At 39.1% G+C, this 22,729-nt stretch carries 20 protein-coding genes, 1 tRNA gene and 2 pseudogenes; 21 read left to right on the top strand and 2 right to left on the bottom strand.

The genetic code is table 11. From position 1 onward, the window contains the following. Nucleotides 1-47 precede the first annotated feature (47 nt). A pseudogene (locus tag EL097_RS09725) lies at nt 48-813 on the bottom strand (glutathione-dependent disulfide-bond oxidoreductase). Between the two features lie 249 nt (nt 814-1,062). Here EL097_RS09725 and add point away from each other — a divergent pair. From add to EL097_RS09665, 11 genes and pseudogenes are all read left to right on the top strand, one after another. Beyond that, on the top strand, nt 1,063-2,082 hold the full coding sequence (add, locus tag EL097_RS09720) for an adenosine deaminase (RefSeq protein ID WP_003047783.1): 1,020 nt from the start codon (nt 1,063-1,065) through the stop codon (nt 2,080-2,082). Nucleotides 2,083-2,149: 67 nt separating this feature from the next. Then, nucleotides 2,150-2,599, top strand: coding sequence for a flavodoxin (locus tag EL097_RS09715; RefSeq protein WP_003047785.1), 450 nt, complete (start codon nt 2,150-2,152; stop codon nt 2,597-2,599). A 174-nt stretch (nt 2,600-2,773) separates the two neighbouring features. Continuing rightward, nucleotides 2,774-3,058, top strand: coding sequence for a chorismate mutase (locus tag EL097_RS09710; RefSeq protein WP_003047788.1), 285 nt, complete (start codon nt 2,774-2,776; stop codon nt 3,056-3,058). Beyond that, entirely contained in the window at nt 3,051-4,310 is a 1,260-nt protein-coding gene (locus tag EL097_RS09705; RefSeq protein ID WP_003047790.1) for a chloride channel protein, read from the top strand. The genes EL097_RS09710 and EL097_RS09705 overlap by 8 nt, the downstream gene beginning before the upstream one ends. Nucleotides 4,311-4,424: 114 nt before the next feature. Beyond that, a complete protein-coding gene (gene rplS / locus EL097_RS09700; protein ID WP_003047792.1) occupies nt 4,425-4,772 on the top strand; it encodes a 50S ribosomal protein L19 in 348 nt (115 codons plus the stop codon). A gap of 164 nt (nt 4,773-4,936) precedes the next feature. Next, nucleotides 4,937-5,008: transfer RNA gene (locus tag EL097_RS09695), tRNA-Arg, on the top strand. Nucleotides 5,009-5,236: 228 nt separating this feature from the next. Further along, nucleotides 5,237-6,448 (top strand): FtsW/RodA/SpoVE family cell cycle protein, encoded by a 1,212-nt coding sequence (locus tag EL097_RS09690; RefSeq protein ID WP_129545025.1) that lies wholly within the window; start codon nt 5,237-5,239, stop codon nt 6,446-6,448. Nucleotides 6,449-6,549: 101 nt separating this feature from the next. Next, nucleotides 6,550-7,110, top strand: a complete 561-nt coding sequence (locus EL097_RS09685; protein ID WP_086014979.1) for an HAD-IA family hydrolase — start codon at nt 6,550-6,552, stop codon at nt 7,108-7,110. Then, a complete protein-coding gene (gene gyrB, locus EL097_RS09680; RefSeq protein ID WP_003047800.1) occupies nt 7,111-9,063 on the top strand; it encodes a DNA topoisomerase (ATP-hydrolyzing) subunit B in 1,953 nt (650 codons plus the stop codon). It abuts the gene before it with no gap. A 350-nt stretch (nt 9,064-9,413) separates the two neighbouring features. Further along, nucleotides 9,414-11,138, top strand: coding sequence for a septation ring formation regulator EzrA (gene ezrA, locus EL097_RS09675; RefSeq protein WP_003047802.1), 1,725 nt, complete (start codon nt 9,414-9,416; stop codon nt 11,136-11,138). Between the two features lie 274 nt (nt 11,139-11,412). Continuing rightward, nucleotides 11,413-11,864, top strand: a pseudogene (locus EL097_RS09665) (IS3 family transposase); the annotation flags it as partial. A 53-nt stretch (nt 11,865-11,917) separates the two neighbouring features. Here the strand turns inward: EL097_RS09665 and EL097_RS09660 are convergent. Beyond that, nucleotides 11,918-12,373 (bottom strand): DUF1694 domain-containing protein, encoded by a 456-nt coding sequence (locus tag EL097_RS09660; protein ID WP_003047813.1) that lies wholly within the window; start codon nt 12,371-12,373, stop codon nt 11,918-11,920. Between the two features lie 223 nt (nt 12,374-12,596). Between EL097_RS09660 and eno the strand changes: the two genes are divergently transcribed. The 10 genes from eno to EL097_RS09610 all read left to right on the top strand — a co-directional run bounded on the left by eno (nt 12,597) and on the right by EL097_RS09610 (nt 22,697). After that, on the top strand, nt 12,597-13,904 hold the full coding sequence (gene eno / locus EL097_RS09655) for a surface-displayed alpha-enolase (protein WP_003047814.1): 1,308 nt from the start codon (nt 12,597-12,599) through the stop codon (nt 13,902-13,904). 502 nt (nt 13,905-14,406) lie between these two features. Further along, the gene (sagA, locus tag EL097_RS09650; protein WP_012766767.1) at nt 14,407-14,568 is read left to right on the top strand and encodes a TOMM family cytolysin streptolysin S; all 162 of its coding nucleotides are present in this window, start codon (nt 14,407-14,409) and stop codon (nt 14,566-14,568) included. 219 nt (nt 14,569-14,787) lie between these two features. Continuing rightward, nucleotides 14,788-15,738 carry a SagB/ThcOx family dehydrogenase gene (locus EL097_RS09645; protein WP_003047816.1) on the top strand — a complete coding sequence of 317 codons (951 nt, stop codon included), beginning with the start codon at nt 14,788-14,790 and terminating at the stop codon, nt 15,736-15,738. After that, nucleotides 15,735-16,799 carry a streptolysin associated protein SagC gene (locus EL097_RS09640; RefSeq protein ID WP_003047818.1) on the top strand — a complete coding sequence of 355 codons (1,065 nt, stop codon included), beginning with the start codon at nt 15,735-15,737 and terminating at the stop codon, nt 16,797-16,799. Before EL097_RS09645 ends, EL097_RS09640 begins: the two co-directional genes overlap by 4 nt. 11 nt (nt 16,800-16,810) lie before the next feature. Beyond that, nucleotides 16,811-18,169 (top strand): YcaO-like family protein, encoded by a 1,359-nt coding sequence (locus EL097_RS09635; protein ID WP_003047821.1) that lies wholly within the window; start codon nt 16,811-16,813, stop codon nt 18,167-18,169. Then, nucleotides 18,144-18,815, top strand: a complete 672-nt coding sequence (locus EL097_RS09630) for a CPBP family intramembrane glutamic endopeptidase (protein ID WP_003047824.1) — start codon at nt 18,144-18,146, stop codon at nt 18,813-18,815. Before EL097_RS09635 ends, EL097_RS09630 begins: the two co-directional genes overlap by 26 nt. After that, a complete protein-coding gene (locus EL097_RS09625) occupies nt 18,815-19,501 on the top strand; it encodes a SagF family protein (RefSeq protein ID WP_003047827.1) in 687 nt (228 codons plus the stop codon). Before EL097_RS09630 ends, EL097_RS09625 begins: the two co-directional genes overlap by 1 nt. Before the next feature lie 21 nt (nt 19,502-19,522). After that, nucleotides 19,523-20,446, top strand: a complete 924-nt coding sequence (locus EL097_RS09620; RefSeq protein WP_003047830.1) for an ABC transporter ATP-binding protein — start codon at nt 19,523-19,525, stop codon at nt 20,444-20,446. An 8-nt stretch (nt 20,447-20,454) separates the two neighbouring features. Then, nucleotides 20,455-21,582 carry a SagG family ABC transporter permease subunit gene (locus tag EL097_RS09615; RefSeq protein WP_003047833.1) on the top strand — a complete coding sequence of 376 codons (1,128 nt, stop codon included), beginning with the start codon at nt 20,455-20,457 and terminating at the stop codon, nt 21,580-21,582. Beyond that, on the top strand, nt 21,579-22,697 hold the full coding sequence (locus tag EL097_RS09610) for an ABC transporter permease (protein ID WP_003047836.1): 1,119 nt from the start codon (nt 21,579-21,581) through the stop codon (nt 22,695-22,697). Before EL097_RS09615 ends, EL097_RS09610 begins: the two co-directional genes overlap by 4 nt. Nucleotides 22,698-22,729 lie beyond the last annotated feature (32 nt).

The following is a 22,729-nucleotide window of genomic DNA, read 5'->3' as shown; positions in this document are numbered from 1 at the left end:
ATGGCTGGTCTTTCTTGAGAATAGCCAGAGGCTAACAAGAAAAAGGGTTATTGAATCTTTTGGTAATTAGCAGCTAGTCCCCGAAAGATAGCAGGACATTTAGCAATGCTTTGACTCCAAGCTTGCAAGTATTGCTAAGCATTCACTTGGAGAATTTGGTCAGCCTTGTTCTAAAGCTTATCCTGAGCCAGCTGAGCCTACCAAGACCAATTGGCATAGCAGCAATCGAATATGGCTCGCCTGAAATGTAGGCTTTTTGAGACAATTCCTTATCTAGGAGGTTTAGTTGACACTTGGGTTTCATGGCAAAGCGACCAATGAGCTGTTTCAATTTTTCGCTAGCACAATGGAAGAAATGGCAAAGCCACCGCTCAATAAGGGAGTAGCCCCTGTTTGTCAAAACAACCAGTTAAGATTCTCGCATGTTCTTTTAGGGTTTGAGGAATGAGCTTACCGTATTTATCGGCAAGGTAAAGCAAGCTATTGGCTGATTTAAAGACACGAATAGATTCTTCAGCTGTTAAATCAAGCAGGGCAGGAATTTTTGAATTGGGATTAATGGCTACAAAATCACTGTCAAATTGGTCTCCTTTAGAAATAGCAATCCGAAATAAGTCCATAGTTAGCTTCTAAAATGCCTAGAGCTGTTAACTCTTCAAGTATAATCGTTGCCTTAACTCTGTTAGGTGTATCAAGTGAGTAAAGTTGGTAGGGCTTATTTCCTTCGGAAAGCCATTATTCAAATCGACTTCCAGCAGTATCAGTATTGAGTCCGAGATTTGTCCTTTGATTTGGAATATGATAGGTTGTCATGAAAAATCCTCCTGTTCGTTTTTTTTTGTTATCATACTTTAAAAGGCAAAATAAGGTACAAAAATTGTTATGAGACAGCTTTTTAGGAATAATATTCGGATTTGCATCTCGTTTTTATACAAATGAATTTATCAACTTTTCTAAATTTAGGAAAATACAGACGTTATTCTTAAAAATGTCACAGAAATCTCTTGCTTTTTCTTTAAGTTTTGATATGATATTAAAAAAATCTTTACAAGGAGACCTGCTGTGGAAACGATAGACTTCAAAACAATAGCTAAAACAGAATTACATTGCCATCTTGATGGCTCCCTCTCCTTAGAGGTAATTCGACAATTAGCAGAGTTGGCTCGCATACAATTACCCGAAGATGATGCCAGTTTAAAAACATTAGTGACAGCACCTGAAACTTGTGAGTCATTGATGGATTACCTTAAAACGTTTGATGTTATTAGACCCCTTCTTCAAACTAGCCAAGCCTTAGAATTAGCTGCCTATGATGTCATGAAGCAAGCTGCAGCTGACCAGGTCATTTACATTGAAATGCGTTTCGCGCCAGAGCTCTCTATGGATCAAGGTTTAACAGCTGTCGAGGTAGTAGAAGCAGTCTTATCAGGCATTCAAAAGGGTCAGGAAGATTTTGGGATTGTTGGTAAAGCTATTGTTTGTGGACTTCGTCAATCTTCTCAGGAAATCAGTCAAGCTATCTTTGACCATGTGATTGTATTGGCACAAAAAGGTTTAGTAGGTTTTGATTTTGCTGGTAATGAGCTTGGTTTTCCTCCGCAGGTCTTAGAAGGGATTATTCGTAAAACCCAGTCACTAGGTTTGCCTTTTACCTTACATGCGGGAGAATGTGGCTGTCCTAACTATATTTCAGATGCCATTGATTTAGGCATCAAACGTCTAGGACATGTTACAGCGATTCATCATCAAAAAGACCTGTTGTCTAAGTTTATCGATAATGAGGTAACTGCTGAACTTTGTCTCACCAGCAACCTTCAAACAAAAGCTGCTAGAACCATCGCAGAATTTCCTTATTTAGAATTAAAAGCAGCAGGGGCTAAATTGTCTATCAACACAGATAATCGAACAGTTTCTGACACCAATTTAACCAAAGAATACCAACTCTTTAACCGGTATTTCCATACCAGTTTAGCTGATTTTTTGTCACATAACCAAGATGCCATCAAAGCTAGTTTCGCAAGTGAAGGTGAAAAAGAAGCTCTTCTGAAGCGTCTTGAAAAATCTTACCTACCTTATCTTTAAAGAAATAGTGCTTTTCCTAAAGAAGTGTGCTAAAATAAGAATAGTTTAGTAAATTTGGGAGGAATTTATGGCATTAGCAAAAATCGTTTATGCCAGCATGACAGGAAATACTGAAGAAATCGCTGATATCGTTGCAAATAAATTGCAAGAGTTAGGCCATGATGTTGATATTGACGAATGCACAACAGTTGAGGCTTCAGAATTTGAGGATGCTGACATTGCAATCGTTGCTACGTATACTTATGGTGATGGTGATTTACCAGATGAAATTGTTGATTTTTACGAAGACCTACAAGATTTAGACCTAGCAGGTAAACTTTATGGGGTAGTCGGTTCTGGTGATACCTTCTATGATTATTTCTGTAAGTCCGTTGATGACTTTGAAGAGCAGTTTGCCCTTACTGGTGCGACCAAAGGAGCAGACTCTGTTAAAGTGGATTTGGCTGCAGAAGAGGAAGATATTGAGCGTCTAGAAGCCTTTGCAGAGCAATTATCACAGGCTGTTGATAACCTCTAAGTCGTTTTAACCTAAAAATGCCAGGGCTATCCTTGGCATTTTTAACTTGTCGGCTAGTGAGTGCTATTACTCTAAAAAAAGAGTTGAGAAGTTACTATGTTTAAATTAGTTTTACTTCTCATCACCTTATTTACTACCATAAAAATAATCTAAGACATTCAGAAAAGGAAAGTTATGAGATTAGAAGATATTCGACATGAAATCAATCACATTGATCAAGACTTGGTGGCGTTATTGGAAAAGCGAATGATGCTTGTCCATCAAGTGACGGCCTATAAGTTGACCAACCAGCTCCCTGTCCTAGATCAAGCAAGAGAAGACCAGATTTTGGCTAGAGTTTCGGACTTGGTTCAAGCGTCATCATTTGAGCCAGCTATCCATGAGACTTTTAAAACAATTATGGCGCTTTCTAGACAATATCAAAACCAAGAGATGGCAAAAGAGGCTACCGATGATTAAATCCCTTTCAGGACTTCCTAAACCTCAAATCAAACGGGCGCTTAGTCTAATAGGCTTGGCTCTTCCTATTGGCTTACTGGTAGGGATGGTTGATGCAATTTTTGGAAAAGGATTATTGCTACTATCTGCTTTTAGAGACCAGCATCTGCTCTGTTTTCTCCCTTTTCTTGCATTAGTGGGGCTTGGCATTAGTTGGCTTTATGAGACTTTCGGCAAAGAGGTGCGTCAGGGCATGGGCTTGGTCTTTGAAGTAGGACATGGTCAAAAAGATAAGATTCCTCCTATTCTGATTCCCTTGATTCTGGTTACGACGTGGTTAACTCATTTATTTGGAGCTAGTGCCGGTCGTGAGGGGGTAGCAGTCCAGATTGGAGCCACTATTTCTCATTATTGCCAAAGGTTTGTAAAGACTAAAGACCTTGGCCAAGACCTTTTAGTTATTGGTATGGCAGCTGGTTTTGCAGGCCTCTTTCAAACCCCGATTGCTGCAGTAGTCTTTGCCTTAGAAGTCCTATTACTAGGGACAATCTCTTATACGGCCTTACTTCCTTCCCTAGTTGCAGCCTACCTTGCTACTTGGACCTCGCATGCTTTAGGATTAGAAAAATTTACTGTTTTTATTACTGATCCACTGGTACTGACACCTTTAACTTTGGTCAAATTGATGGGATTAGGATTTGTGTTTGGCTTAGTAGGAAATGGTTTTGCTTACCTGCTTGCTTCGCTCAAGTCTTATTTTGGTCAAAAACTGCCTAATCTTCATGTTAGAATTGCCCTGATAGGTGCCTTTTTATCTATTGCTTTGTTTATGAGCCACTATGGACGATACAGTGGTTTAGGCACCAACTTGATTAACGCTTCCTTCTCTGGTCACACTATTTTGGCTTATGACTGGATGTTAAAAGCGCTACTGACTGCTCTCACCTTGTCAGCAGGTTTTCAAGGTGGAGAAGTAACTCCCCTCTTTTCTATCGGAGCTTCCTTAGGAGTTGTTTTAGCCCCTTATCTTGATCTCCCTGTATTACTGGTAGCAGCACTTGGTTATGTTACGGTCTTTGGGAGTGCGACAAATACTTTTTGGACCCCTGTTTTTATTGGTATTGAAGTATTTGGATCAGAGAATGTCCTAGCCTATTTTGTCACTTCCGCCGCAGCTTATATGGTCAGTCGTAAGCAATCCATTTACAGTTACCAAAAAGTATTTGTGGCTAAGGAGGTTCATCTCCCAGTAGAAAAAGAGTCGAAAAAATAGCTTTACAATAGAGTTTCTTTTTGTTAGAATAAATCCTGTGTGTAATGGACACACGAAAATTACGGCTAATCCGCTAAGACAAGTACTTAAGATTAGTAAGATAGGAGAATAAAAATGAATCCATTAATCCAAAGTTTGACAGAAGGTCAACTTCGCTCTGATATCCCTAGCTTCCGTCCTGGTGACACTGTTCGCGTTCACGCAAAAGTTGTCGAAGGAACTCGCGAACGTATCCAGATTTTTGAAGGTGTTGTTATTTCACGTAAAGGTCAAGGGATCTCAGAAATGTACACTGTTCGTAAAATCTCAGGTGGTATCGGGGTAGAACGTACATTCCCAATCCACACACCACGTGTTGATAAAATCGAAGTTATCCGTCACGGTAAAGTTCGTCGTGCGAAACTTTACTACTTACGTGCATTACAAGGTAAAGCTGCTCGCATCAAAGAAATCCGTCGTTAAAATGAGTCCCAGTGCCATCAGATGGTAAAAGACTAGATAATTCTGGTCTTTTTTTTGTTTTTTTGAACGGCAAAGAAAAAGTACAGAAGGCTTAAGTTATCTGAGGTTTAATCTTGCATTCCCCCTTTTTCTAGGTTACAATAGATAAGGTAATGATTTTTAGAGACCCCTTAGTTCAATGGATATAACAACTCCCTCCTAAGGAGTAGTTGCTGGTTCGATTCCGGCAGGGGTCATTTAAAGGTTCACTCATCTAGCTAGATGAGGAGAGCAATTAGATGTCAAAGGAGATGGTTTATACTAAATGTGTCTCCTGTTGTTGAAAAGCCAAGACAGTTTCCTCCAAAAACTGTTGAAGATGTGCCACTTTGCTCTTAGATTAGGGGCTCTTTTTCATTTTAGGCTAACAGGTTTGGAGTAAGGTCGGTCCTACCAATCGGGTTGTAGTAAAAGGAGGTTGCCTTTTGTCCCAAAGGAAGTCTATTGAACGCCGCATTGATTATGCTATTGTATTTCCTGTTTTTTGTTTATTAGTGTTGGGGCTTGTCTCTATTTATGTGGCGACTAGTTACGACTTTCCCCGGCATGTCTCATCAGTAATGTTGCAGCAGATTCTATGGATAGTTATTGGTACCTCTTTGGCTTTTGTTTTGATGTTTTTTAGTACAGAAGTTCTGTGGAAGTTGACCCCTTATCTTTATCTATTGGGGATTGGTCTGATGGTTCTACCCTTGATTTTCTTTAGTCACCAGCTAGTTGCTGCAACAGGGGCTAAAAACTGGATTACCATTGGTTCGTTAACCTTATTTCAACCTTCGGAATTTATGAAGATTGCTTATATTTTACTGATGGCAAGGGTGACAGTTTGGTTTAAGGGTAGAAAAAAACGTTATCATTTCAAGGACGATTGGAAATTATTAGGACTTTATTTCCTAGTCACTCTTCCGGTAATGGCCTTGCTTGCTTTGCAAAAAGATTTGGGAACTGCCATGGTTTTTCTGGCCATTTTGGCTGGCTTGATTTTGATTTCAGGAATTTCTTGGTGGCTGATTCTTCCCTTGGGACTCATTGTTCTAGCATTAATAGCAACTTTTTTCCTTGTCTTTTTATTTCCTGAAGGAAAAGACTTACTGCTGAAATTAGGAATGGATACCTACCAGCTTAATCGTATTTCTGCTTGGTTAACCCCTTTTGCTTTTTCAGAAACCATTGCCTACCAGCAGACACAAAGCATGATTTCTATTGGCAGTGGTGGCTTTTTTGGAAAAGGGTTTAATGTTTTGGAGTTGTCAGTTCCTGTCAGAGAAAGCGACATGATTTTTACTGTGATTGCTGAGAATTTTGGCTTTATTGGTGCTGCATTATTGTTAATGCTTTATCTGCTCTTGTTTTATCGGATGTTAAAGGTAATGTTTGAGTCCAATAATCTCTTTTACACCTATATTTCAACAGGTTTTATCATGATGATTTTATTTCATGTTTTTGAAAATATTGGTGCAGCTGTTGGGATTTTACCTTTGACGGGAATTCCTCTTCCCTTTATTTCTCAAGGAGGGTCGGCTTTGATTTCCAATTTGATTGGAGTGGGTTTAATATTGTCAATGAATTACCAGCATGTGTTGGCACGTGACAAAGAAAGTGAGAGAGAATTAAAGAGACGTGTCCGATATCATTAGTAAGAGGGGAAGTAATACTTGTCAAACAAGTCGCTACTTGCCCTCTTTTAATTTATGGAAATGACTATAATATTGGGTGAATGTGTGGTATAATGAAAGGTATGAATTATCACGATTATATATGGGATTTGGGTGGTACCTTACTCGATAATTACGAAATTTCAACCCAAGCCTTCGTTCAAACCCTCGCCTTTTTTAATCTTCCAGGTGAACACGATGCTGTTTACCAAAAATTAAGGGAATCAACAGCTATTGCGGTGGCAACTTTTGCGCCCAATCAGCCACAATTTTTACAAGAGTACAAGCAAAATGAAGCAGTAAAGCTAGCTCAGCCTATCTGGTGTTTAGGAGCTAAAGAAATTTTGGCAAAGATAGTTGCTTCGGGTGCGCGCAATTTTTTAGTATCCCATCGTGATCAGCAAGTCAACCAACTCTTGCGAAATGCAGGGCTTTTAGATTATTTCACGGAGGTTGTGACGGCTTCTAACGGCTTTGCTCGTAAGCCAAACCCAGAGAGTTTACTTTATTTAAAAGATAAATATGATATTAGTAGTGGCTTGGTTATTGGAGATCGTAATCTGGATAAACAAGCAGGACAAGCAGCAGGTTTTGACACCTTGCTTGTTGATGGTAGAAAAAACCTATTGGAGATAGTAGCATAGATGATTGAAGAAAACAAACAAGTTGAAGAGAAAGCACAAGAATATGATGCCAGCCAGATTCAGGTTTTAGAAGGGCTAGAAGCTGTCCGAATGCGTCCTGGGATGTATATCGGATCAACGTCTAAAGAAGGGCTACATCATTTAGTATGGGAAATTGTTGATAATTCTATTGATGAAGCATTAGCTGGTTTTGCGACTCATATCAAGGTGCTTATTGAGGCAGACAATTCAATCACAGTCGTGGACGATGGTCGTGGTATTCCAGTTGATATTCAAGCTAAAACAGGGCGTCCTGCCGTTGAAACGGTCTTTACCGTCTTGCATGCGGGAGGTAAATTTGGTGGGGGCGGCTACAAAGTGTCAGGAGGTCTCCATGGTGTAGGTTCCTCTGTTGTTAATGCCTTGTCCACCCAGTTAGATGTACGTGTTTATAAAAATGGTCAGATTCATTACCAGGAATTCAAACGTGGTGCTGTCGTAGCAGATCTTGCTGTTATTGGGACAACTGATACTACTGGAACGACTGTTCACTTTACTCCAGACCCTGAGATTTTTGCCGAGACAACGGAGTTTGATTACAAGGTTTTAGCTAAACGTATCCAAGAATTAGCCTTTTTAAACCGTGGTTTGAAAATCTCCATTACAGATAAACGATTAGGTATGAAGCAAGAAGAGCATTTCCATTATGAAGGTGGTATTGGCTCATATGTTGAATTTTTAAACGATAAAAAAGATGTCATTTTCAATACTCCCATTTATACCGATGGTGAATTAGATGGCGTTGCCGTAGAAGTCGCCATGCAATACACAACTAGTTATCATGAGACAGTCATGAGTTTCGCCAATAATATTCATACTCATGAGGGCGGAACCCATGAGCAAGGTTTTCGAACAGCCCTCACTCGAGTCATCAATGACTATGCGAAAAAAAATAAAATCCTCAAAGAAAATGATGACAATTTAACAGGGGAAGATGTTCGCGAAGGCTTAACAGCAGTCATTTCTGTCAAACATCCAAACCCTCAGTTTGAAGGCCAGACAAAAACAAAACTTGGCAATTCAGAAGTAGTTAAAATCACTAACCGCCTCTTTAGTGAGGCCTTCCAACGTTTTCTTTTGGAAAACCCACAAGTTGCTCGTAAGATTGTGGAAAAAGGGATTTTGGCTTCCAAAGCTAGAATTGCAGCTAAACGCGCTCGTGAAGTCACCCGCAAAAAATCAGGCTTAGAAATTTCAAACTTACCTGGTAAATTGGCAGACTGTTCGTCAAACGATGCTAGCCAAAACGAACTGTTCATCGTCGAAGGAGACTCCGCAGGCGGATCAGCTAAATCAGGTCGTAACCGAGAGTTTCAAGCCATCTTGCCTATCCGCGGTAAAATCTTAAATGTGGAAAAAGCAACCATGGATAAGATTCTTGCTAACGAAGAAATTAGAAGTCTCTTCACCGCTATGGGAACAGGCTTTGGTGCAGATTTTGATGTGTCAAAAGCTCGTTATCAAAAGTTAGTGATTATGACTGATGCCGATGTGGATGGCGCTCATATTCGTACCTTACTGTTAACGTTGATTTATCGCTTCATGAGACCAGTCTTAGAAGCAGGTTACGTTTACATTGCCCAACCACCTATCTACGGGGTGAAAGTTGGTAGTGAGATTAAAGAATACATTCAACCAGGCATTGATCAGGAAGAGAAACTAAAAACAGCTCTTGAAAAATATAGTGTGGGCCGTTCAAAACCAACTGTTCAGCGTTATAAAGGTCTTGGAGAAATGGACGATCACCAACTCTGGGAAACGACAATGGATCCTGATAATCGCTTAATGGCTCGTGTTACTGTTGATGATGCAGCTGAGGCAGATAAGGTATTTGATATGTTAATGGGCGATCGTGTAGAGCCAAGACGTGAATTTATCGAAGAGAATGCGGTTTATAGTACATTGGATATTTAGCCATTTTCTTACCCTAGTACTAAGCCTATCTCTAAGTTAACAAGAAGAATTAATGTCACGATGTCTGATGGCAAATGGACTGTGTGGTCATGTCTAAAAATAGTGCTAACGAATAGGTGTTGAGGCAGAGCTTTGACACCTATGCTAGTCTCTATTGTAAATGCCTTGTAAAGCACTTATTGGAGATTGTTGAATTGGTCAAATATGTTTTGAAATGCACTTGAAAGTATGTTATAATCGTAACGTTATAGTGTATTTTTGATAAAATTTTAATAAAAGGCGATTAAGGAGTTTCAGATTTTGCTGAAACAAACGTTGACAAATCGCATCTAATTAATAAGGAGATTCAGATGTCAAGCGGAATTATCTTGCTGATTGTGGCCATAGTCCTACTAGTGATTATCGCCTATCTAGTAGGTGTCATTATACGAAAACGTAATGATTCACTAATTACCAGTCTAGAGGAACGAAAACAGGCCTTGTTTGCCCTACCTGTCAATGATGAAATCGAAGAAGTAAAATCACTTCATTTGATTGGACAAAGTCAAACGTCTTTTCGTGAATGGAACCAAAAGTGGGTGGACTTGACCCTCAATTCTTTTGCTGATATTGAAAATCATATTTGTGAAGCTGAAAACTTAAATGATACTTTCAACTTTATCCGTGCCAAGCATGAAATCAATAGCGTTGAAAGTCAATTAAATCTTGTTGAAGAAGACATCGCTTCTATTCGTGAAGCGCTTGGTATTCTTAAAGAACAAGAAGAAAAAAATAGTGCACGGGTCACACATGCCCTTGATTTGTATGAAAAGCTGCAGGCCTCTATCTCTGAAAATGAAGACAACTTTGGTTCTACCATGGCTGAGATTAACAAGCAAATGACGAATATCGAAACGGAGTTTTCACAATTTGTCGCTCTTAATTCATCGGGTGATCCAGTAGAAGCTTCTGAGGTGCTTGATAGAGCTGAAGAACATACCATTGCTTTGGGACAGATTACCGAACAAATTCCAGCTATTGTTGCTAAGTTAGAAGATGATTTCCCAGATCAATTAGATGATTTAGAGTCTGGTTACCGTCGCCTACTTGAAGAAAATTACCATTTCTCAGAAAAAAATATCGAAGCCCGTTTCCAAGAGATTCGCGAGTCAATTCGTGCTAACTCTTCAGAATTAGTGACTTTGGATTTGGACCGTGCTAGAGAAGAAAATACTCATATTCAAGAGCGTATTGATTCCCTTTATGAACTCTTTGAACGTGAAATTGCAGCTTATAAGGTAGCAGCTAAAAATAGCAAGATTTTACCAAGCTATTTGGCACATGCTAAACGTAATAATGAGCAGTTAAAAAATGAAATCTCTCGCTTGTCTCGCAAATATATTTTGAGCGAAAATGAGGGACTCAACATTAAAGCTTTTGACAGGGATATTAAGGAAATCGAAGAGAGTACGCTTAAAATTGCAGAGCAGTTTAGCATGCAAGAAAAACCATTCTCAGAATTACAAGTTATTTTTGAACGTAGCATGAAGACTTTAGCTTCAGTGGAATCTGGTCAAATGGATGTCTTTGAAGCGGTTAAAGACATTGAAAAAATCGAATCGCATGCGCGTCAAAACCTAGAGATTTATGTAACTCAACTTCACATGATCAAACGTTACATGGAAAAGCGTAATTTGCCAGGCATTCCACAAGATTTCCTTAGCACTTTCTTTACAACGAGTTCTCAGTTGGAAGCCTTGATGGATGAACTCAGTAGAGGACGTATTAATATCGAAGCAGTTTCACGTTTATCAGAGGTTGCAATGGTTGCTATTGCAAACTTAGAAGAATTAACTTACCAAGTGGTTCAAAATGCGACGTTAACAGAGCAACTGCTACAGTATTCTAACCGATACCGTTCTTTTGAAGCTGGCGTTCAAAATAGTTTTGAACATGCTTTGAGACTGTTTGAGGTAGACAATGATTATCAAGCCTCCTTTGATGAAATTTCTTATGCGCTTGAAACGGTAGAGCCTGGCGTCACTGATCGTTTTGTCAATTCCTACGAAAAAACACGTGAACGGATTCGTTTCTGATAGCTTAAAGTCGTGACTCTTTGTCGCGGCTTTTTTGGTAGCAGTTCCTTAACCCCAAAGAGCTATGGGATAATGCTAAACTGAATTAATTAGTCGTATTTAGTGTAAAAGAAAGAGAGTGTATGGTAGCTGTTAAAAGATGATTAGTTTTAGATGTGGTCTTGATTCAAGAAGAAGTTATTAACTTACTTGGTCAAGAAGCAGGACATGCTCAGGAAATATCAGTTCTAACGGAAGAAGCTGATGGTTGGGCGGTTGGGGTTTAAGGAAGCCTTTACCAAACGGTGATGGGAAAATCTATCTATCCCCTGTTCTTGATGGTTATAATAGCGAAATTATTGATTTTACTTTGTCTCGCTCACCGGATTCCAAGCAAGTTCAAACCATGCTTGAGAAAGCTTTTCCAGCTGATAAGTACAAGGGAACCATTCTTCACAGCGATCAAGGGTGGCAGTATCAGCATCACTTTTATCATCATTTTTTAGAGAGTAAAGGCAGTCGTCCTTCTATGTCTCGTAAGGGTAACAGTCCTGACAATGGCATGATGGAGTCCTTCTTTGGCATTCTAAAATTCGAGATATTTTATGAGTATGAAAACTCTTATCGGTCTCTTGATGAACTGGAAGGAGCGATCACAGATGATATTTTTACTACAACAACAAACGAATCAAAGCAAAATTAAAAGGACTCAGCCCTGTACAATACAGAATTAAATCCTTTCAATAATTTCTTGTCCAACTTTTTAAGGGCGGTACAAATATTGAGTTTGTCTTTTTAAGTTACTGAAAAAATTTTTGCCAGAAGGATTTAGGTTTTTCGGAGGCTTGTTTGATGGGGCGCTCGCTTTCAGACTGTTTTAAAATAATGTCTAAACGTGTTTCGTTCAGATTTATCGCGTGATCGGTATGGAGAATAAAACCAAAAGGAGAGGTCATGTGTTTTTCTGTTACAATGGTAGCAGTCAGATGGTATTGCTTAGCCAATTTCATATAAAGTATTTGATATTGTGGTGCTAACTCTGAAGAAATTTTCAAAGCCAAAGGCTGGTAGGTCATGCTCAGGTTTGGTAACTCGGTTTCTAAATAGTTTTTAACCTTCTCATTTGTGGCCTCTGCTAAGGGCACACTTAAAATAACCCGTTCGGCATAGGTACCTAAGTAGTAGCGTTGTTGATCGGGGTCTAGCCTTTTGTCACTCAATGCTCTTTTTAATACTTTATCTTCTAATTTATCCATAAAACGCCTCACATCTTCCTATTTCTTTCATTATACCGATTTGCAGGGGAAAATGCCAATGTCATCTCCATAGGTGAATTTTCTGTAAATAAATGAAATATCTTGAATGTCAGTATGGAAATTGAATGGCGCTTTCATAAAGTTGCTTTTTAAGTTGATTAAAGGCCTAGTTTGTGGTATTATTAACATGTAAAATATTAAAACTCATAAGGAGAGTATTATAATGTCAATTATTACTGATGTTTACGCTCGCGAAGTCCTTGACTCACGCGGTAACCCAACACTTGAAGTAGAAGTTTATACAGAATCAGGTGCATTCGGACGTGGTATGGTTCCTTCAGGAGCTTCAACTGGTGAACATGAAGCTGTTGAACTTCGTGATGGTGACAAATCTCGTTACCTTGGTCTTGGTACACAAAAAGCTGTTGATAACGTTAACAACATTATCGCTGAAGCAATCATCGGTTACGATGTTCGCGATCAACAAGCTATCGACCGTGCAATGATCGCACTTGACGGTACTCCTAACAAAGGTAAACTTGGTGCTAATGCTATTCTTGGTGTTTCTATTGCTGTTGCTCGTGCAGCTGCTGACTACCTTGAAGTGCCACTTTACACTTATCTTGGCGGATTCAACACTAAAGTTCTTCCAACTCCTATGATGAATATCATCAACGGTGGTTCTCACTCAGATGCTCCAATCGCATTCCAAGAGTTCATGATCATGCCTGTTGGTGCACCTACTTTCAAAGAAGGTCTTCGTTGGGGTGCTGAAGTTTTCCACGCTCTTAAGAAAATTCTTAAAGAACGCGGACTTGTTACAGCTGTTGGTGATGAAGGTGGATTCGCGCCTAAATTTGAAGGAACTGAAGATGGTGTAGAAACCATTCTTAAAGCTATCGAAGCTGCTGGTTACGAAGCTGGCGAAAACGGCATCATGATTGGTTTTGACTGTGCATCATCAGAATTCTACGACAAAGAACGTAAAGTTTACGATTACACTAAATTTGAAGGTGAAGGCGCTGCTGTTCGTACATCTGCAGAACAAATCGACTACCTCGAAGAATTGGTTAACAAATACCCAATCATCACTATCGAAGATGGTATGGATGAAAATGACTGGGATGGTTGGAAAGCTCTTACTGAACGCCTAGGCGGACGTGTTCAATTGGTTGGTGACGATTTCTTCGTTACAAACACTGAATACCTTGCTCGTGGTATCAAAGAAAATGCAGCTAACTCAATCCTTATCAAGGTTAACCAAATCGGTACTTTGACTGAAACGTTTGAAGCTATTGAAATGGCTAAAGAAGCTGGATACACTGCCGTTGTATCACACCGTTCAGGTGAAACTGAAGATTCAACAATCGCTGACATCGCAGTTGCAACTAACGCTGGCCAAATCAAGACAGGTTCATTGTCACGTACAGACCGTATTGCTAAATACAACCAATTGCTTCGTATCGAAGATCAACTTGGTGAAGTGGCTCAATATAAAGGCATCAAATCATTCTATAACCTTAAAAAATAATCTCTTATCGAGATTAGGGGCGTAAAGCCTTGATATTAAGCACTTTGGGGCGCTTTCCCAAGGTGCTTTTTTGTTTTAAATCTTTCTTTAACACCTAGGAGTGAAACACCAAATGGAAAGTTGACTTTTCTTAGGACTATTCCCTTGTGATAGTTTAGTTCGCTGTTGGTTCACCATTCAGAGGATAGGGTCTAATGTTATCTGTTTTTTGTTTCTGAAAGTCTTTGCTTTCTTATCAGCTGGACATTTAGTAAGGGGAGGGGACTTATAATTTAGAATCATACCGATTTTTTTGTTATTTTTTGCTAATAATGGTAAGAAAGGGTTTACATTTAAGTCATTTTTTACTATAATATAGATGATAAGAATTGGATAGTTGTTTCGTTACAACAGTACAATATAGCTAGCCTTGTTTTGTAATAACTCTTTGAGTTTACCTAAAAACAACTATTTGTATTTTTATCAGTTGTTTATTTATTTGTTGGATAAGGAGGTAAGCGTTATGTTACAATTTACTTCAAATATTTTAGCTACTAGCGTAGCCGAAACAACTCAAGTTGCTCCTGGAGGTTGTTGCTGCTGCTGTACTACTTGTTGCTTCTCAATTAATGTTGGGGGCGGTAGTGCTCAAGGTGGTAGCGGTAGCTATACACCAGGTAAATAATCTATTTAATATCTCTATTTGATGGTGATATCAGTGTGATTGGTTTGCTAGCGACTAGGTTACGATGAGTAACAGCTGATGTGACTTATCTTAAATAGGGGTGTTAGGACATGAGGCAGTGGTAATCGTTTTGGTTCTAATGTCTCTAGGTAATTAGCAGGTGCTACTTGGTACCTGCTAATTACTATATGTTCGTAGAGTAAGACAGGAAAGATAGATATGCCATTTTTTGCAAAAGGAAAACCCAATTCAGACAATTATCCTCCTTTAACATTGGAGAAGGCAAGACAATTATTTGAGTTTAATACCAATCACTTATCTTTATCAGGCTATCACCATCAAACGGTGCTAAGGACATCAAAACAGTTAGTTGCTCAACATTTAATGCCGAATGAGACAGACAATCTGAGTCAACGTTTTTTAATGAATTACAAGAGTAATAATAGTTACTTGGGATTTCAAGCTAGCGTGGTTGACTTTTTTACTGATTCTGCGGTGGCAACTTTTTCAAGTAGTGCTTACTTTGAAAGTAGAGAAAACATTATTCCTCTGCCCAAACCAACAAAGATAACAACTGCCCTTTCGACCTGTATTACCCAAAGAAGGAGTCATCGTCACTTCGTAGATCAGGAAATGCCTTTTCAGGATTTGGCTAACCTCCTTTACTATGCTTGTGGGGTCAGTGCTGAAGCACCCATTAAAGACGGTATGCCAGAAAAAGTTACCCTAAGAAATTGTGCTTCTGGAGGAGGCTTATACCCCATTACTTTGATTTTTTATGCTAGAAATGTCAGTAAACTAAAAGATGGTTTCTATGAGTATCTACCTTACCAACATGCCTTAAGGAGCCATCATATTAGTTTTGAAGAAAATATTAGGGCCTTTGCAGAATACGGTGCCATTAATGCCGAAAGCTGCAATCTTGTTGTCATTTATGTATACCATTACCTCAAAAACACACGCAAATATGGCAATCAAGCAACTGCCTATGCTTTCATTGAATCAGGTGAGATAGCTCAGAATATTCAATTAACAGCGACTGCCCTCGTTTATGGCAGTATTGATATTGGAGGTTACAACAAGGAGTACCTCCAAGAAAAATTAGGGTTAGACGGACTAAACCAGCATGTGATTCACATGACACTTGTAGGAAATAAGGAGTCTCAATGAAATACCAACTAAATAGTAATGTTCGTATCGTCCAATTTCAGGATACCTTTTGTTTTAGAAAGGGTATCTGGGATTTTAATGAAGCTGTCTTAGATGTTTCGCAAGAACCTCAGGCTTTAAAAGAGGCTTATCGAGAAATTGTGACAACCTTGATTGAGGGTGGCATTCTTGATACTGACTCCTATGAGAAGAGTTTGGAAGCTGACTTATTTGCGACATTTATGGAAGTCATCACAGCTTTGTATTATAATGATGTGCTTATGTTAGAAGATGATTATGCCCTTGAAGAGAATGTCATGAAAGTCTTAATGGGGAATTTTCGATTTATGGCAACAGCAGGACATACCAAAAATACGGATCCTGTCCTTTTTATCAGTGATTCAACCTATGTTAATGAATCGGCCAAACTGTTAGCTGACCAACTGCAATTACCTTTGCAAGTGGCTAGTGACGATTTGAAAATGCTAATCCAACAAACTGATGTTAGTTCTCGTTTGGATGCCTTGACCCATCACCGTAGTATGAAGTGTTTATCTGAAGCTTTAAAGGGTTATCAGAGTATTGTTGTTTGTCAAGAACGATTGAATATTATGATGTTACGCCATCTGAATGAGATTAGTGTGGCTCTTAATATACAACTGGTGTTAGGTTTTGTGGATGGTCCCTTCTTACATGCTTGTACCCTAAATCCTCCTCATAGTGCTGATTTCGATAGTTTGGAAAGAAGGGTTTTGGCTCGATTGCAAGACCATGTTCTTTACCAGCATTTTGCTCAGCAGGCCTTGCCAACGACACAAGCGGTTAGTCAAGCTTATTTGCCCTTGCTCAATGTTTTAATGAATTTGGTGGTTAGCGAAGCTTTTATTATTGCTCAGACAGGTAGTTCAAAATTTGAAGGCCGTTTGCTAAGTATCTATTTGCCAACCCTTGAAATTCAGGTTCAAGATATTCTGAAGATGTCAAATTCTCAGGCACAGGGTGCTCTGGCAAAATTAAAATATGAGGATCAGCAAATATCAACTCGCGAGATTGTTAGAAAACTCCTTAGTGAAGAAGAATAAGGAGGACCGTTATGTTACAGTATTACCCTTCCTTTAATCATATTTTTGATAAACTCAAAGGCTTAAGTGGTAACCGGACAGGTATTTTAAATCAATCGCAAATGCCTGTTTGTAATCACCCTCATGATGTTTACTTAAAGAGTGTGACTGGTCAGATGCCTGATTATCATAAGCAATTTATTGGGGAATTGAGTCAGGTCAGCTACCATATTATCGGTTATGGCAGCCATTACGAAGAAGCCCTGATCAGATATTTAGGGGAAAGCATTGAACGTTATGCGAGTATTATTTCTGGTGATTTATTGTCGGATCGAATAGTCTATGCTTCTCATAAGGAATTAAGTCAGACAGACCGAGTGATGCCGTTAGAGTATTTACAGGTCTTTACTCAGGAACAAATTGAACGTTGTCTGGAATTGAGCATGGTTATGTGCGACAAAATGGTGACAGAAGATGATGTCTTGGGTTGGGTTAAGTGTCCTATGTTTTTTGAAGAGCAAGACATGTACGTTCCGGTTCAGATGCTCTGCATTGGTTATAAAACTAATGAGGCTGTGGGTGAAAAGCATGTTATTCCAGGTTTTTCAACAGGTACAGCTTCTCATACTACGTTAGAAGCAGCTATGTGCAATAGCCTGATTGAGTATATTCAAATTGATTCCATGATGCTGAGTTGGCACACCAAAAAGCCTTGTCCTAGAATTATTATTGATGACCCTGATATTCAGGCGATTTTAGAAGAAGCAAGATTGGGAAAAGAGAGCTTGTATGAGATTATTCCTATTGATATGACCGTAGGCGATGACAACCCGCTTTACACCTTTGGGATTATCCTTAAAAATAAATACGATGAGGGTCCCTATCTCTTATTTGGGGTCCAAGCTGGCTTGGATCCTAAACACACCTTACTAAGGGGAATCATGGAGGCGGCAGCTATTAGTTACAGTTATTACTATAATCTCTTATATAAGAAAGAAGCGCTTCAAAATATTGAGAGCAAGAACCCTCTCTTTTTAGATTTGGATAGCAATGTGTTTTATTATGCCCATCCCAAAAATCAGGCCCATAAATGGCAGGCTTTTGAGCCTTTGATTTCAGGAGAAATCCTGCTTAGTGATTTGGCAGATCATTCTGGTAAGGATAAGAAAGAAGAGTTGAAAATATTATTGGCATATACTAAAAAAGTCAGCCCAAATGCTGTCTTTCTGGACATTACCCCTCCTGAAGCAGCAGAAAAAGGTTGGTATGTAACCCGTGTCTTAACCCCTGAACTTCTTGAAATGTGTATTCCAGCATTTCCTTTTGCTAATCATCCACGAATGAGACAGTTTGGAGGTGTGACGAATGCCTTTGTTCACCCAATGCCTTAATCTTTGTTTCTTACTGGTGACCTGTTGCCCCTCAATTCCCATGCAAGCGGTATTTGGGAAAGGAAAGAATGGCTATGGGTTTAATCTCATTGCTTTTCTAAGAGCAGTTCTTGTTTACTACTTAATCGCTTTAATGGGTATTTATTTATTATCACCTGAGTTTAGCTTATCCTTTGGTGAAATTGATGCAACCCTCATTCTTATGGGACTAGGATTGAGTGTTTTGATGTTAGGGGTTGAAGTGGCCTTCTTACATGGGCTTCGCTGCTGGCAAAAACGACAGTGGCTTCCCTTGGCTTTCTCCTTTGTTGGGACGACACAAGAATGGAACAAGCTGGCTTATCCCTTGCTTTTAGCTTTTTTTGAAGAACTAACCTATCGTTTTTTATGGTTTGATATCCTAATGAACCAATGGGACCTGCCACTTATTGTGGTGCTTGTGTTGACCAGTTGTTGTTACGCCTTAAACCATTTGCTCATGGGAAAATCCATTTTCTACGCTAAATTGGTAACGGGTTTTAGTTACGGCAGCCTTTATTACCTCACTGGGAATCTGTGGTTGGTTGTCATCATTCATGTTACAAGCAATTTGTTGGTCGAGTGCCTTAGTCATCTTCAAGCAAGACATAAGAAGGTGGTGGACTAATGATGGTAGTAGTTTTAGTAGCCGTTTTAAGTTTAATAACGCTTTGGTTGACCAGTCATCGGAGACGTCGTTTGGTCAGATGGCATTTTAAATGGATAAGAATCTTGTCCTATCAGAACTGGCTAGATGTCCTACTGGGTGTGGTGCAATTTGCTCTTCTTCTCGTTGTCTTGTTTTTAGACCTTGCGGGTCTTAGGTTAGGAGACGTCTTGACCTTTTTGGGACAAGTCACTTGGCAATGGGGAATTATGAGCTATTTGCTATTATACTTACTGTCCTTGGTAGAAATGACACTTTTGACTTTGGTCCTTATCTTTGATGTTGGACTCCAAAAAGATAGTCGCTTGCTGTTTCAAAAGCTGACGTGGTTAGCTTTTAAACAAGAGAAGCCAATAACTAGTTTGCTCTTACTCAGTTTTGTTGTATTGGCTGATAGTGTCTTTTATTTAGGTTTATTACTTTTGTTAGGAAAAGGCTCATTAATGAGTTTGTCCGTGCTAGTTTTAGGTTATGCTTTGGTGAAGGCCTGTCGTTATTCAGGTTGGTTAAATTGTCTTTTAGCCTTTTGTCTCTTTACGGTGATTGGGATTTGGGCGGTAACAGCCACTCTATTATATGGTTGGTTGATTGGTTTGTTATTATTGACCCTGACTTATCTGATGATTAGTTTTAAAGAGCAACGGTAAGGTTGAAAAAAGGAGTAGTATATGAGTTTTGTGCAATTAACAGATGTTGTTAAAGTCTATAAAGGTGGTAAAAAGGCTGTTGACAACGTCTCGATGACCATTGAAGAAGGTAAGATTTACGGTTTGCTAGGACCAAATGGTGCGGGTAAGTCTACCCTCATTAATCTGATTTTAGGCTTAATTCCCTTGACTTCTGGGGAAGTCACTATTTTACAGCAATCTCAAAAGGCTATTCGCAAAATTAGCTCACAAATTGGCTATGTTCCCCAAGATATTGCTGTCTACCCTGATTTAACCGCTTATGAAAATGTGGAACTTTTTGGATCGCTGTATGGTTTAAAAGGAAAGCAACTGAAAGAGCAAGTTTTAAAAAGTTTAGCTTTTGTAGGTCTAGAATCCCAAGCCAAACAATTTCCTAGTCAATTCTCAGGAGGAATGAAGAGACGCTTGAATATTGCCTGTGCTTTGGTTCATTCTCCCAAACTAATTATTTTTGATGAACCAACTGTTGGGATTGACCCGCAGTCTCGAAATCATATTTTAGAATCTATTCGCCTTTTGAATTCAGAAGGAGCTACGGTTATTTACACCACCCATTACATGGAAGAAGTCGAAGCTCTTTGTGATTATATCTTTATCATGGACCATGGTCAGATTATTGAGGAAGGTCATAAGCTTGAACTGGAAAAACGCTATGCTGCCGACCTGACCAATCAGATTCTAGTGACTTTGACAGACCCTCAACAGGTGGAGATGTCCAACAGACTAGGCTGGAGCTTGACAACTGCTGATGATGAGTCAGTTTTAGTGATTGAAAATGGTGACATTGCTACGGTAGTTCGTCAATTAACAGAGGCTAATATTGGATTTAGTGAGATTAAACATAACCACTTGAATTTAGAAGAAATCTTCTTGCACTTAACGGGTAAGAAGCTAAGAGATTAGAGGTTATTATGGTTTTATTACATTTAATCAAAAAAGAAAGTTTGCAGATTTTTCGAAATCGAACAGCCTTATTGATGATGGTGGTTTTTCCAATTGTGATGATTGTGATTTTAAGTTTTGCCTTTAAATCCAGTTTTAACACAGCGACGACAGTTCCTAAATTAACGGTGCGTTATCAATTGGAAGGGGAGAAGACGGATTATCAGAAGAACTTTCTTGCCTTCTTAAAGGTTTTAAATAAGGAATTGAAACTAGAAGCTAAACCTAGCAAGTCGCTTGAAGCGGACAAAAAGAAGGTTAGTGAAGGAGCATTGACTGCCACTTTAGAGGTGAAGAAAAACCAAAGCATTAAGGTAACCACCAATGCGATTAACCAGCAGAATGCTGACTTGATTAACATGCTGGTGACCAATTATGTGGATAATGCTAAGACCTATGACTCAATAGCTGACCTTTATCCTCAACGATTAGCAGAGATAAAAAAACGCAAAGTGGATTTTGTTAAAGTAAGTTCTGTTCAGACCAGCAAAGGAATGACTTCGGCTGATTATTATGCCATTTCCATGTTTACCATGATTACCTTTTATAGCATCATGTCAGCGATGAATCTTGTCTTATCCGACCGGCAACAGCGCACCACTAATCGTATTCACCTCACAGGTGTTTCGCCTAGCCTTCTTGTTTTTGGAAAATTGATAGGAGCCATGTTGGCGACGACAGTCCAGTTGGGCATTCTTTATATCTTTACGAGGTTTGTTTTGCGAGTTAATTGGGGAACCAATGACTGGCAAATTATTGGAGTAACAGCTTCTTTGATTTACCTGTCTGTGGCTATTGGTATCGGAATGGCTACTAGTATTAGCAATGAATCTTTCTTGACGGTGGCTTCAAATGCAGTTATTCCTATCTTCGCCTTTTTGGGAGGAAGCTACGTTCCTTTAGCAACTCTAAATAGTCCTTTGATTAATCAATTGTCCAATATTTCTCCCATCAAGTGGGTTAATGATAGTTTGTTTTACCTTATTTTTGGAGGGCAGAACAATCCAATCCCAGTGACCTTGATGGTTAATATTAGTCTTGGAACAGTCTTTATTCTACTCGCTTTAATAGGAATGAGAAAGCAGGTGACCACATGAGTCGTTTTATAAAAGCGTTATTTGTTAAAATACGACGGAAAAAAACCAGTTATGTGACCTTCATCTTGTTGCCTATTTTAACCACTTTATTGGCTCTCTCTTTGAGTTTTTCAGGCAACAGCCAAGCTAAAATTGGTATTTTGGATAAGGACCATAGCCAGATTTCAAAGCAATTTATTGCCCAACTTAAACAAACTAAAAAGTATGACATCTTCACTAAATTAGAAGAAGAACACATTGATAATTACCTTCAGGATAAATCTTTAGAGGCTGTGCTCACTATTGATAAAGGGTTCTCAGAGAAAGTGTTGACAGGTAAGGCGCAAGAACTCAAACTTCGCTCTATTGCTAAGAGCGAGATCACAGAATGGTTTAAAGCGCAAGCCAATTACCTTTTAGAAAATTACAATATTATGGGGGATGTGGCTGCTGGGAATCAAAAAACCTTTGATCAGATTCTGAAGAAAAACAAGAGTCTATATTATCAGGTTAACCAAGTAACTTTGGCAGACCGCTCACGTAGTAAATCCGTGTCCTCCACTACAACAGGCTTTTTATTGATTTTGATGTTAGGAAGTACCAGTGTGATTTACAGCGGTATTTTAACAGACAAGTCCAGTCATATCTATAACCGCTTGGTCTTGTCAACATTATCCCGCTTTCAATACATGCTTAGTTATGTTTGCGTGGGTCTTGTTGCCTTTGCCATCCAACTTGTGATTATGCTCGGCTTATTGAAAGCATTTAATGTTAGTTTTTACATCCCAATGCAGATGCTCTTATTAGTTTTCTTCCTCTTTAGTTTATTGGCAATAGGTTTTGGCTTATTGATTGGTGCCGTAACACAAAATACTCAACAAAGTAGTCAGTTGGCTAACCTCATTGTGATGCCAACGTCAATGTTAGCAGGGTGTTTGTGGCCTTTATCTATTACCCCTTCTTACATGCAAGCTATCGGAAAATTATTACCGCAAAATTGGGTTTTATCAGCGATAACGACCTTTCAGAGTGGTGGTGGTTTATCAGAAGCTTGGCCTTACTTGTTGGCCTTGTTGGCAACTGCAGCAACCTTTATAATCCTTTCTAGTTTATTATTAAAACCTGCCCAATCATAAGGCATTTGGGGAAGGTTATCTTTCTTTACGGT

The sequence above is a fragment of the Streptococcus canis genome, assembly GCF_900636575.1.
Classification (GTDB): Bacteria; Bacillota; Bacilli; order Lactobacillales; family Streptococcaceae; genus Streptococcus; species Streptococcus canis.
Note: the sequence above shows the minus strand (reverse complement) of the source record. Positions and strands in the feature narration are given on the sequence as shown.